Below are 12,053 nucleotides of genomic sequence, written 5' to 3'. Positions count from 1 at the left end.
GTCGGATGACGGGGCCCATGGCCGTGGTGCTTGGGGCAGTCTTGATCCTGTTGGTCGGAGTGCTGGTCCCCTATCTTAAGGAGCAAAGGAAGGTCGTCGCCCGAACGAGGGGGATCGGGAACTGCAAGCAGATCGGGATGTATTTGATCATGTTCGACCAAGAATTCGGGAAATTCCCGGACGAGGGAACGGCCGCCGAAGTCTCCCGGAGCACCCGGAGCGATCTGGATTTCTCAGGACGGTCATCGAATGCCATCTTCCGCCAACTCGTGGCGATCGGGGCGGAGAACGAGATGATTTTTTACTGCGAACACCCCGAGGGCTCCAGAAGGCCCGATGGACGGATCGACCGTGACCACGCTCTGGAGCCTGGGGAAACCGGGTTCAGCTACGTGGTAAACCTCTCATTCGCGGGCGATCCCCAGCGGACGATTTTAGCATCGCCGATGGTCACCTCGAAAAAGGATCGGTTTGATGCGGAGCCGTATCGCGGTCACGCGATCACTTTGCGAATTGATGGCTCGGTCGTCGCCTCGCGGATCGATGAAAGTGGCAGGGCGTTGGAGGACGATGGAAAGTCGATATTCGAGAGCGGTCCGCGAACCGTATGGGGCGAGATGATGCCGGAGATTTGGCAGCCGGAATTTCGCTGACGTTGGACGAGAGCGCGGACTGCGGTTCTCAGAGCCTTATGAGGCATTCTTTACGCGATCCCAAGCTTCGGTGTAGATTGGAAGTTTGTCGCCGAGGTAGGCGATGGGCTCGCATTTCGCGAAAAGTTCGGCCGGAGGGAACAAGATCGGACTGCCGCGGAAATCTTCGCTGAGGTTCGCGTAGGCGGCGGTGTTGGGCGCTCGATAGCCGATCCATTCCATGTTCTCGGCGGCCACGGCCGCATCGCTCAGGTGGTTGATGAAAGCGTGCGCTAGCGCGACTTCCTTGGCCGTTTTTGGGATGCAAAGGTCATCACAGGAGAAAGCGGCTCCTTCGTGAGGAACGACGACTTCGATGTCTTCATTTTCGTCCTGGGCGAGGATGAGTTCTCCCGCGTAGCCATGGACGAGGAAAAATTCGCCGGAGGCGATTCCGGTCTTCCATTGTTCGTTCTCGAATTTGGCGATGTTCTTTTTCCATTCGATGGCGAGGTCGGCAGCTGCCTGAACTTCGGCTTCATCGATGGAATTGAATGAATGCCCGAGGGTTTTGAGGGCGGCTCCGAGGACTTCGCGCATGTCATCGAGCAGCGTGATGCGGCCTTTCAGGTCGGCGCGTTCGATGAGGTGCCAGCTGGGCTCGGGAGTTCCGACCTTCGATTTGAGATAGGCGAGGACGGTGGGGGCCATCATGTAGGGCACGGAGACCGTCATTTCAGGATCGAGGGCCCGGGACAGATAGTCCTGATCGATGTTGACCGTGTTCGGGATGAGCGACCGGTCCAAGGGCTGCAGCAGGTCCTTTTCCTGCAATTGCCGGACGGCATAGGAGGAGGGCACCAGCACATCGTAGCCGGTTGCCCCGGCTTCGAGCTTGGCGATCATCGCCTCGTTCGAATCGAAGGTATCGATGACGAGTTTGCAGCCGTGCTTTTCTTCGAAGGAAGCGGCGGCATCGTCACTGAGGTAGTCCGCCCAAGTGAAGACGGTCAGGGTTTTGGAGCCGGATCCGCCACCCGACTTGGAGCAGGAGGGGAGGAAGGGGAAGGCGACGGCGGCACTGGAGGCAGCAAGAAAATGGCGGCGTTTCATTTTCGCCTAGCAGAACCATTCTGCGTGCCGGAGATCAAGCCTTCCGTGTCAGCCGCTGGGCGGCAAAGACGACGGCGAAGGTGATGGCGAGCATGAGAGTCGAGAGAGCATTGATGACGGGAAGTTCCCGACTTTTTTTGATCATCGAATAGATCAAGGTCGGCAAGGTGTCGGAGCCAGGCCCTTTGACGAAGAAGGTGATGACGTAGTCGTCGATCGAAAGGGTGAACGCCAAGAGTCCGCCAGCCAGGATTCCGGGTAATAACATGGGCAGGGTGATTTTAGCGAAAGCCTGCAGGGGAGTGGCGCCAAGATCGCGGGCCGCTTCCACCACGTTGAAATCAAAATCCTCAAGGCGAGCAAGCACGACGAGGGCAACGTAGCTGAGGCAAAAAGTGACGTGGGCGAGGGTGATGGTGATGAGGCTCAGGGGGACGCCAGCGGAGACGAAAAGAAGCAGTAGACTCATGCCCATGAGGATATCAGGCAGCACCAAGGGCACGCGCACCATGAGGCTGTGAAAATCCTGCAAGCGTGAGCGATGGCGATGCAGGGCGAAAGCGGCGGTGGTGCCGAGGACCATGGAAAGCAGCGAGGCTGCCGTGGCGATCTTTAGCGAGTTTCCAAGGGCGGAGAGCAGATCTTCGCGTTCCCAGAGCCGCTCGTACCATTTCCAGGTGAAGCCTTTCCAGGCCGGCGTGTAGCGGGAGGCGTTGAACGAGCGAATGACCAACGCGGCAATCGGCAGATAAAAGAAGACGAGCACCAGAATGGTGGTCACCAAAGGCAAGCGGCTGGGTTTCACGCCTCGGCCCCCTTTCTGCGGCGGATCAACATGGGCCCGAGAACCAGAAGGGTGAGAGCGCCGGACAGAGCCGCCGCGGCGGGTAGGTTGCGATCGTTGAAATTCCGTTGGGCGATTCGGTTGCCAATCATTTGGCTATCGGCGCCTCCGACCATGTCAGGGACGACGTAGGATCCGAGCATGGGAACAAATACGACCAAGAAGGCAGTGAGGATGCCCTGGCGGATACCGGGAAGAAATACCGAGCAAAAGGCACGGAAGGGTTTCGCTCCGAGATCGCGGGCGGCATCGAGCAGACCGAAGTCGAACTTCTCAGCGGCGGCGAACAGGGGAAGGATCGCGAAAGGGAGGAAGGTGTAGACGCTGACCACCACGACGGCGGTCGAGTTGCCAAGGAGGCGATCGTTTTCACCGATGAGATGCAGGGCGCGCAGCGACCGGGCCACGGGTCCTTCGGCGTGGAGAAGCTGCTGCCAAGCGAAGACACGGATCACAAAATTGGTCCAGAAAGGCACGACCATGAGGAGAAGCAGGCGACTGCGCCAGTGGGGAGCGAGCCGGGCCAGGCAGAAGGCAACGGGCAGACTGATGCCGATGCAGAAGGCGGTGGTGACGGCGCTGATCCCAAGGGTGCGACCGAGGAGTTTGGGATAGGCGGGATCGCTGAGGGAGCGGACGGCATCGAGCGACCAACCTTCTCCGACTCCGCCAGCGGGAAGGGTGGGGCGGAAGGCGATGACAAAGATGATGAGTAGCGGGATGAGCACGAAGACCCCCAGCCACGCGAGGCTCGGTAGCGTCGATCCCCATTCAGATTTCTTCATCGTGCAGGATCGGGGGTGCGGGAATGGGGATGGAGAGGGGAGGATCGCGAAGGTCCCGTTCTCTCTGATTGTCGGCTCTGGTTCTTGAGGGGCTGTTTCCGATGTGGCGAGTTCATGACCTCGGAATGGCAAGTATCAGGCTTCACCGGGGAAAGTGAGGAGGGCTTCGTCTTCTTCGCGGTAGCGATCGAGCAGGTAGCCATCGTTCGCATGCCAGCGGAGCCAAACGGCGTCACCCCATTGAGGGAGGGACTCATCGAGTTGGTAGCGACGGTGCTGCATCTCTGCACAGATCCGCCAGCATCCGCAGCGCACCCAGTAGCGGGTGCGGGAGCCGAAGTAGATGACGTCCTCGACGGTGCCATGAATCGCGTTTTCTTCGGGGGAAAGAGCAGGATTCTCGCGGACAACGACGATTTTCTCAGGGCGAAGAGAGAGGTGGACACGTTCGCCCGCACGCAGCGTTCGGTCATTGTCGATCACGATCTCGCCGAGGTTTTCCAGTGCGCAACGGGAGAAGCGATCGCCAGCTGTAGTGACAGTTCCGTCGAGGAAGTTGGTGTCGCCAATGAAGGCGGCGACGAATGAACTACGGGGGGCTTCGTAGATTTCTGCTGGCTTTCCCGTCTGCTCAATGATGCCTTGGTTCATGACGGCGATGCGGTCGCTGATCGACATGGCCTCGCCCTGATCGTGGGTGACGTAGAGGAAGGTGATGCCGACTTCGTCGTGGATGGCATCGAGTTCCACGAGCAGCCGCTGGCGGAGTTTGAGGTCGAGAGCGGCGAGCGGTTCGTCGAGAAGGAGCACCTGAGGCTTGTTGACGAGAGCGCGAGCGATGGCGACGCGTTGTTTTTGTCCGCCGGAGAGTTGGGCGGGTTTTTTTGCGGCGTGGTCGGTGAGATCGACGAGTTCGAGCATGCGATCGGTTTCACGTCGGACTTCGCCTGAGGGCCAGCCTTTGAGTTTAGGGCCGAAGGCGATGTTGTCGCGGATGCTGAGATGGGGGAAGAGGGCGTAGGATTGGAAGACGGTGTTGACGGGGCGTTGATCGGGCGGGAGGTGGGTGATGTCACGTCCGTCGAGCAGGATGCGGCCTTCATCCGGCCGGTCAAATCCGGCGGCCATGCGGAGGAGGGTGGTCTTTCCGCAACCGGATGGCCCGAGAAGGGAGAAGGTTTCGCCTTTTTCGAGATCGAGCGTCAATTCACGGACGGCGGTAAACGAGCCGAAGCGGCGGGTCACATTCTCGAATCGCAACAGCGGGGGCATGATCTTCGTGGAGAAGCAAAAGCCATTCCGTGAGGACTTTGTCGATGCGGGAGTGGAGGGAAGCGGGCTGCGCTGCGCCGAGGAGAGTCGGCGAGTGAATCATCTCGCTTAGAAGCTGGAGAGATTCTGGCCGGTGGGATAGGAGTGCGGAATGCAAGAATTGCCGGAACCGGGGCCAGAAGATCCGTGGGAGGAGCGGCCGGAAGGGTGGCGAGGAGGGACCAGCCGGAGAGCCTTCGTGGCGATGTGTGCCGTGGGTGGAGTGGTGGTGGTGTTGGTGTTGGTGGTACTTTTCAGCGCCGTCGATGGTCGAAGGGGAGGACATGGGTTAAAGGGCGAAGCGATGAACCATGCCAAACAGGTGGGGATGTATTTGATCGAGTTCGCTGTGGACTATGGATCTTTCCCAGGAGACTCCACGGCGACGGAAGTCGCCAAAAACTCCGGAAGTCCTCTTGATTTTTATGATGGTTCTTCGAATGCGGTGTTCCGGCAACTCATCGCCTACGGGTGTGATTCAGAGGAGATCTTCTTTTGCAGGCACCCTGAGGGTCTGAGGGGGCCGGATCACAGAATCTCAGGCACGCATGCTTTGGAGGCGGGAGAGGTCGGGTTCAGCTATGTCCATGGGCAATCGGATTCAAGTTCACCGGACACTCCAATTTTGTTATTTCCCATGGTCTCCAGTTCCTACGATCGATTCTGGGCCATGGAGGTTTACCGAGAAAAGGCGATGATTCTTCGCGCCGATCTCTCAGTGGATTGGGTTCCTATTCGAGAATCCGGCCAGAAAGCGGTGGATGAGCATGGGATTCCAATCATGGATGCAGCTCAGCGTTATCTTGGGGGAAGCTGGCCGGATATGCGTCATCCGAAGTTTTAGGGTGGCCGCTTTGGCGTTCGCGGGCGCGTTCGATCAGATGACGTCGCCGTAGAGTGTGAAGCCAGTGCTTTCGTGGATCTTCAGGTCGAGGAGCTGGCCAGTGAGCTTATGGGCGTCGCCCTCGAAGATCACGATTTTGTTCTGGCTGGTACGTCCGCTGAGTCGGGCCTTGTTGGTTTTGCTGGGTCCTTCGCAGAGGACCTGCTGGACGGTGCCGACGAGGGCCTCGTTTTTGGCCTTGGCGATTTCGTTGACGACATCGAGCAGGCGCTGGTTGCGCTCTTCCTTGACGCGTTCGGGGAGCTGGCCGTCCATTTCGGCAGCCGGCGTGTCCTTCCGTTTGGAATAGCGGAAGATGAAGGCATTGTCGAAACGCAGCCGCTGGCAGGTATCGATGGTTTGCTGAAAGTCTTCTTCCGTTTCGTGGGGGAAGCCGACGATGATGTCGGTGGTGATGGCGAGATCGGGGCGGGCGCCGCGCATCTTCTCGCAGATCTCGACGAACTTCTCGTTCTTATAGGGTCGCCGCATCTGTTTGAGGATGCGATCGCTGCCGCTCTGCATGGGGAAGTGGATGTGTGAGCAGAGTTTTGGCAGATAGGTGAAGGCGGCGACGAGGTCATCGCGGTAGCCGATGGGGTGCGGGGAGGTGAAGCGGATGCGCTGGAGGCCCTCGACTTCATGGACGGCTTCGAGCAGTTGGACGAAGGGGGATTTTCCGTCGACTTTGTCGAATTCGGTGCGGCCGTAGAGGTTCACGATCTGGCCGAGCAAGGTGACTTCTTGAACGCCGTGGTCGACGAGCCGCTTCACTTCTTCGACGATTTCGGCAATTGGCCGGCCGCGTTCTTTGCCGCGGGTATCAGGAACGATGCAGAAGGAGCAACGCATGTTGCAGCCTTGCATGATGGAGACGAAGGAAGTGGCTTCGTGGGCCTTGGGGACGTGGTCACGGATGGTGTTCTGCGAGCCGGTTTCTTCTTCGGTGTCGCAAACACTCTCGCCACTGAAACTGAGGGAGAGGTCGTCCATCCGGCGTTCGAGGCGACGGGCAAGGATGCCATCGACGTAATCGAACACCTTGTGGTATTTCTGGGTGCCGACAACGACATCGAGGTGTGGGATGCGCTCGAAGAGTTCGGTGCCACGGCTCTGCGCCATGCATCCCATGAACCCGTAGACGACGTGGGGCTTTTGTTTCCGGTGGGCACCCATGAGGCCCATTTTGCCGAGGGCTTTCTGCTCGGCCTGGTCACGCACCGAGCAGGTGTTGATCAGGATGGCATCAGCGTCGGATTCTTCGGCAGTGAGCGTGTAGCCGCCGTCGATGAACATTTGGGCGACTTGTTCGGAGTCGCGCTCGTTCATCTGGCAGCCATAGGTGCGGATGTGGACTTTCGGCACGGGGCCACGACGGATACCCACCCGAGGCGGGGGATCAATGGCAAAAACCGGGGGAAATCCCGAATTCGGGAGGTGTCGGGCGGGAGGCATGGGCGGTTTTCGCTTGGCCGGAGGGGGGTGGGGACGGATTTTCCAGCCCGATGAATGGGGCAGCACTCAGGGTGTATCGGCGGTTTTCGAAGCGGTCGGTTCGTGGGTGGATCGTGGTATTGGTGGGCTTGGCTTGGGTGATGGGGGAGTGGCATCGGGACGTGGGGACGGATGAGGAAAGTGCCGATGTGGAGGCCACCGAGCGGCTGGCGGATGCGTCTTTGGTGTTGGAGGAAGGGGGACCGGAAAGTTCTCCGTGGGTGGATTGGCTGTTGGGTGTGGACGGCTCGCAGCCCACGGTGGAGTGGGTGGAGGAGGAGTTGGAGCGTTGGGGCCTCCAGGACGAGACGGAGATGGACGAGATGCTAGAGGTGCTCGATGATCGTGGAGATGGCACGGGCTCGGCATTGGCGGAGGCGGTGCACGCGGGGGAGCCGCTCAGCGAGGAGGCCTGGGAAGCTCTGGCGGAGGACTATGAGGGATTGCCCTGGTACCGTTGGGAGGCGGAGAGTTTCCGTCGCTTGGCGCAAGAGGGCGGGCCTGAGTGGGTGAAGGAAGGGCTCGCATGGCGGGATGAAATGCGGCGCTGGATCGTGGCCGGGACTTTGGTGGCGGCGGGTGCCACCTTGGTTTTTTTGGTGATCGGGGGCTTTGGAGTGCCTGCCGTGTTGAGAGGCTTGAGGATGAGGACGCACGCGCCTCGGGTGTGGATGGGGGTATCGACCAGCCTCTTGTTGTTGAGTTTGCTGTTGTCGGACCTGGTGATGAATTGGGTTTTTGACGAGATCTATTCTCTTCTGGCGGTGCTTGGGGAGGGGTGGTTGGTGGTCGACGTGGTGCTCGACAGTGCCTGGCGGATCGGTGGGGCGTGGCTGTTGCTGGTGCTGGTGTTGCCACGGTGGAAGGATGCCTGGCATTGGTTTGGGATGGAGCGATCGATTCAGTGGAAGCCCCTGCTTGGCTGGTCGTCGTTGGTGCTGTTGTTGGGATCGCTTTGGTATCCTTTGGCGTCGAGTTGGTTTCCTGAGCCGGCCTCGGTGACTTTTGAGGAGGATGGCTGGGGTGGGTTGGTGTTTTCGGTGCTGTCGGCCGTGGTGCTGGCGCCGATTTGTGAGGAGATCGTTTATCGGGGGGTGGCGTTTGGTGGTTTGTGGGCGAAATTCGGGGTGCTACCGGCCTGTTTTGCCTCCACGTGGTTGTTCACGGTGGTTCATCACTACGGGGTGGCGGGCTTTGGAGGGGTGTTTCTGATGGGGGCGGCGAATTGCTTGCTGTATCGCCAAACAGGCTCGCTGAAGGAGCCGATGATTTTGCACGCCATTCATAATGGGTTGATCACCTTGGCGGTCTGGCCGGTGTGCAATGCTCCCTATTCCCTTTAGAGAGAGAGGTACAAAGCCGCTGGGAAGCGGGCTTGCCAGTTGGCGGGTCCGCCGTGATGCTCCCGCGCATGATCACCCTGTTCGATGTGGTGGATTTTATCCGACCCAATTTCCTCCTGCCGGGATGGAAGAAGGAGGCCAAGCACCTCCGCAAGGGCGCGAAGAAGTTCATTCACTACAAGCGCGACCTGTTGTCCGAGGACCGGATTGCAGAAATCGAATCGCGTCGCGCTGACCTCAAGGAAGCCTTGCAGCGGGGAGATCGTCAGGCGACGGAGGAAGCGGGCCGCCAGTTGCAGGATACTTGTGAACGGGCGACCTCGAAGGTGTTTCACCAGACTTGGTGGGAGGAGAACCTGGAGGTGATTTTCGTCGCCCTGGTGGTAGCGCTGGGTTTGAGAACGTACGTCGTCCAGCCGTTTCGGATTCCGACGGGATCCATGCAGCCGACATTGAACGGCATTGTGATCCGCAATGAAGGTGCCGACTTCAAGGCGCCATGGATCGGCCAGCAAGTTTGGGATTTTGTGTTCAAGGGCAAGCGGTACTACAAGTTGATCGCCGATGCGGATAAGCAGGCGGTCGACGCGCGGGATGCATCGTGGTTTTTGTTTACGCGGACGGAGGTGACGTTCTCGGATGGGAGCAAGGAGAAGATCCCGGCGGCGGGAGGGGAAGTGGGTGATTTGATGGGATTCCGGCTGGAGCAGGATCCGCTGGGCAGGATCTCAAGACGCTCCAATAGTTACCGAAAGGGCGATGCGATTCTCAATGGTTCGATCACTTCGGGAGATTTGGTGTTGGTGGACCGGATTTCTTATCATTTCCGCCAGCCCAAGCGTGGTGAGGTTTTCGTGTTCGATACTCGCGGTCTCCCCACCGGTGGGGACTTGCGGCATGATTTGGCGTCCCAGTCGGGTGGATCCCACTACATCAAGCGACTTTGCGGGGTGCCGGGGGATGCTTTGTCGATCGACGAGCCCGATTTGTTGAATCACGGAGAGATTGTGCAAGCACCGGGGATCCGAAGGGTAGCTGACCGGGAAGGGGTGTATGCGGTCGACTATGATGGACATCCTCGCCGTGGCTATCATTTGGCGGACAAGGCCAATGCGACGAAATTCCGACGTCCCCCGCTGATCGAGCCAGGGGACGTGTTCGAGTTGAAGGAATCCTCGAAGCAGGGGATGAGCGAGTATGCCGCGTTGGGTGACAATACGGGGAACTCTCTGGATTCGCGTTTCTGGGGTCCGGTGCACGAGTTCAATCTTGTTGGTCCGGGTTGGGTTTCGCTCTGGCCCTTCGGATCAGGGCATTGGGGGCGCATCAAATGAGCCCGTAAGAGCACGCATGTTACCCCGCGGCTGAAACGTTCATGGTTCCCGGAAAATGATCCTAGGATGAGCGAAGCGGCCGATATCACCAAGCAGGCGAAGTCGAATTTGGCTTTTGCTTTGAATATCCTGCCGAAGGATCGGCGGGATGATGCGGTGATTTTTTATGCCTTCTGTCGGGTGATCGACGATTTGGCTGATGATCTCAGCCAACCGGTGGAGATTCGAGAGGCTGGATTGGAAGGCTGGTTGCGGGGTTTGCGGGAGGGATTTGAGCAGCCGGATGATCTGCAACGGCAGATTCTGGGATTGCAGGAGCGGCGAAAGATTCCTTCGGAGTTGCTGGCGGCGATCGTTGAAGGTTGCCGAATGGATCTCCGTCCGCAGCGATTCGAAAGTTGGGATGAGCTCTCGGAATACACTTGGAGGGTGGCTTGCGCGGTGGGGTTGGTGGCGATGCGGATTTTCGGAGCCCGTTCTCCGAAGACGGAACATTACGCGGTTTCGCTGGGGCATGCGCTGCAGATCACGAATATTCTCCGGGACGTCGGGGAGGATTGGGCCAATGGCGGGAGGATTTATCTTCCGCTGTCGACGTTGCGGGCCCATGGCTACACGGAGGAGGATTTGGCAGGAGGCATTCACGATGAGCGGTTCATCGATTTGATGCGGGCGGAGGCGGACCGAGCCGATGGGTATTTTGCAGAAGCTGCGCGAAGTCTTCCGGAGGAGGATCGTGCGACGATGGTGGCGGCGGAGATCATGCGGGCGATTTACTCGGCTTTGCTGGACAAGATGCGGCGCGATCGATTTCAGGTGTTTTCGCGTCGATATCGGCTTTCCAAAGCGCGGAAGCTGGCGATTTTCTCGAAACATCTCATCGGGAGCGGATTTTCACCTGAATAGCTTCCACGACTTCCCGTTTCATCGAGCACATGACCTCTAAAATCGCGATCCTCGGAGTGGCGCTGTCTTTGGCGTCCTGCACGACTTATCAACAAAGCGGCGCCGTGATGGGGGCGGTGGCCGGTGGTTTGGCGGGAGCGGCATTTGGTGACGACCATCAGGATGTGATCGCGGGCGCGGCGGTGGGAGCAGGCTTGGGTGCCGGGGCGGCAGCTATTTCTGAGAATCAGCGACGTCAACGTGACTACGATCGCTATGGCATCCCGGCACCGGAGAATGGTTCAGGGGAGGCGTATGCGCCGCAGCAGTCGCCACCCAGTCAGTCGGCACCGGCTCCGACGCCTTCCAGTTATCCGACGGCGAATCCGAGTGGGACGCCGGGGCAGGTGGTGAGTCCGTATCCTCCGTATAAGAAGATTGATGTGACGGGCTTTAGTTCGGGGCAGCTGGCGAAGGACCCGACGAGTGGGAAGATTTTCCGGGTTCCCTGAGGGCTTCTTGGGGCGGGGTCGCTGAAGTGCTTTTTGGCCCTTGGCAGGCGGTGCTTGGAGGCGTTGACTCTGCCGCATGTCTCTTCAGCGCCCCAGCGGCCGTCGCGCCGACCAGCTTCGCCCGATTTCGTTCACGCCGGACATCGCCCCACATGCGAAGGGATCGGTGCTGGTTTCGTTCGGTCAAACCCGAGTGATATGCGCGGCGACGGTGGAGGAGGATGTGCCTCGGTGGATGAAGATGCAGAAGGTGGGCGGCGGATGGGTGACGGCGGAGTATTCGATGTTGCCGTATTCGACTTTGGACCGGAAGGCGCGCGATATTTCCCGGGGTAGGCTGGACGGCCGTTCGTCGGAGATTCAGCGGCTGATCGGCCGGGCCCTGAGGGCGGTGGTGGATCTGAAGAAGCTTGGATCGCGGACGATTTGGGTCGATTGCGATGTGCTGCAGGCCGATGGCGGAACGCGGACGGCGTCGATCACAGGCGGTTGTGTGGCTTTGGCGATTGCGTTGAATCGGCTGATGGGGGAAGGGAAGTTGAGGGATTTTCCGCTCCAACAGTTGGTGGGGGCGATTTCAACGGGAGTTTATGAGGGAGAGGCGGTTTTGGATCTCGATTATCCCGAGGACAAGGCGGCGACGGTGGACTTCAACGTGGTGATGACGGAGAAGTTGGAGTTCGTGGAAGTCCAAGGGAGTGGCGAGGAAGCGGTGTTTACCGGAGCCCAGATGGGTTCGATGCTGGACCTGGCGACACAGGGCATCAGCGAGCTGTTCACGTTGCAGAAGGCCGCGATTCTGGAAGCGGATCGTCCGGATGGTCCAGCGCTCGCGGATTTGGCCGCCGCGTTCTCAAAATAGGGTTTTCGAAGGGGAGCCATTTCAGCGGGCACGGAAGAGGTCGGCGCCCGCTGAA

Annotated in this window: 12 protein-coding genes; 7 read left to right on the top strand and 5 right to left on the bottom strand. The window is 59.4% G+C overall.

Going from position 1 to position 12,053, the window contains the following annotated elements:
* The first annotated feature begins 5 nt into the window (after positions 1-5).
* Positions 6-653, top strand: a complete 648-nt coding sequence (locus HNR46_RS03370; RefSeq protein WP_221284987.1) for a hypothetical protein — start codon at positions 6-8, stop codon at positions 651-653.
* A gap of 36 nt (positions 654-689) precedes the next feature.
* On the opposite strand, the gene HNR46_RS03365 is transcribed toward HNR46_RS03370, so the two are convergent.
* The 4 genes from HNR46_RS03365 to HNR46_RS03350 form a co-directional block, all read right to left on the bottom strand.
* Positions 690-1,745, bottom strand: coding sequence for an ABC transporter substrate-binding protein (locus tag HNR46_RS03365; RefSeq protein ID WP_184015782.1), 1,056 nt, complete (start codon positions 1,743-1,745; stop codon positions 690-692).
* A gap of 34 nt (positions 1,746-1,779) precedes the next feature.
* Positions 1,780-2,550, bottom strand: a complete 771-nt coding sequence (locus HNR46_RS03360) for an ABC transporter permease subunit (protein WP_184015780.1) — start codon at positions 2,548-2,550, stop codon at positions 1,780-1,782.
* Positions 2,547-3,374, bottom strand: a complete 828-nt coding sequence (locus HNR46_RS03355; protein ID WP_184015778.1) for an ABC transporter permease — start codon at positions 3,372-3,374, stop codon at positions 2,547-2,549. Before HNR46_RS03355 ends, HNR46_RS03360 begins: the two co-directional genes overlap by 4 nt.
* Positions 3,375-3,509: 135 nt before the next feature.
* On the bottom strand, positions 3,510-4,646 hold the full coding sequence (locus tag HNR46_RS03350; protein WP_184015776.1) for an ABC transporter ATP-binding protein: 1,137 nt from the start codon (positions 4,644-4,646) through the stop codon (positions 3,510-3,512).
* A gap of 151 nt (positions 4,647-4,797) precedes the next feature.
* Here HNR46_RS03350 and HNR46_RS03345 point away from each other — a divergent pair, with 151 nt between their 5' ends.
* The gene (locus tag HNR46_RS03345; protein ID WP_184015773.1) at positions 4,798-5,529 is read left to right on the top strand and encodes a twin-arginine translocation signal domain-containing protein; all 732 of its coding nucleotides are present in this window, start codon (positions 4,798-4,800) and stop codon (positions 5,527-5,529) included.
* A 33-nt stretch (positions 5,530-5,562) separates the two neighbouring features.
* Here HNR46_RS03345 and miaB read toward each other — a convergent pair whose 3' ends face one another.
* Positions 5,563-6,933: a tRNA (N6-isopentenyl adenosine(37)-C2)-methylthiotransferase MiaB gene (gene miaB / locus HNR46_RS03340; protein ID WP_184015771.1), complete on the bottom strand. Its 1,371-nt coding sequence runs from the start codon at positions 6,931-6,933 to the stop codon at positions 5,563-5,565.
* A gap of 140 nt (positions 6,934-7,073) precedes the next feature.
* Between miaB and HNR46_RS03335 the strand changes: the two genes are divergently transcribed.
* From HNR46_RS03335 to rph, 5 genes are all read left to right on the top strand, one after another.
* Positions 7,074-8,405 carry a CPBP family intramembrane glutamic endopeptidase gene (locus tag HNR46_RS03335; protein ID WP_184015769.1) on the top strand — a complete coding sequence of 444 codons (1,332 nt, stop codon included), beginning with the start codon at positions 7,074-7,076 and terminating at the stop codon, positions 8,403-8,405.
* A 68-nt stretch (positions 8,406-8,473) separates the two neighbouring features.
* Entirely contained in the window at positions 8,474-9,739 is a 1,266-nt protein-coding gene (gene lepB / locus HNR46_RS03330) for a signal peptidase I (RefSeq protein WP_184015767.1), read from the top strand.
* Between the two features lie 66 nt (positions 9,740-9,805).
* Positions 9,806-10,645, top strand: coding sequence for a phytoene/squalene synthase family protein (locus tag HNR46_RS03325; protein WP_184015765.1), 840 nt, complete (start codon positions 9,806-9,808; stop codon positions 10,643-10,645).
* A gap of 29 nt (positions 10,646-10,674) precedes the next feature.
* On the top strand, positions 10,675-11,136 hold the full coding sequence (locus HNR46_RS03320) for a hypothetical protein (protein ID WP_184015763.1): 462 nt from the start codon (positions 10,675-10,677) through the stop codon (positions 11,134-11,136).
* A gap of 76 nt (positions 11,137-11,212) precedes the next feature.
* A complete protein-coding gene (rph, locus tag HNR46_RS03315; protein ID WP_184015761.1) occupies positions 11,213-11,998 on the top strand; it encodes a ribonuclease PH in 786 nt (261 codons plus the stop codon).
* Positions 11,999-12,053: the final 55 nt, after the last annotated feature.

Source organism: Haloferula luteola (assembly GCF_014201715.1).
Taxonomy (GTDB): domain Bacteria; phylum Verrucomicrobiota; class Verrucomicrobiia; order Verrucomicrobiales; family Akkermansiaceae; genus Haloferula; species Haloferula luteola.
This window is presented reverse-complemented; position numbering and strand designations above follow the sequence as displayed.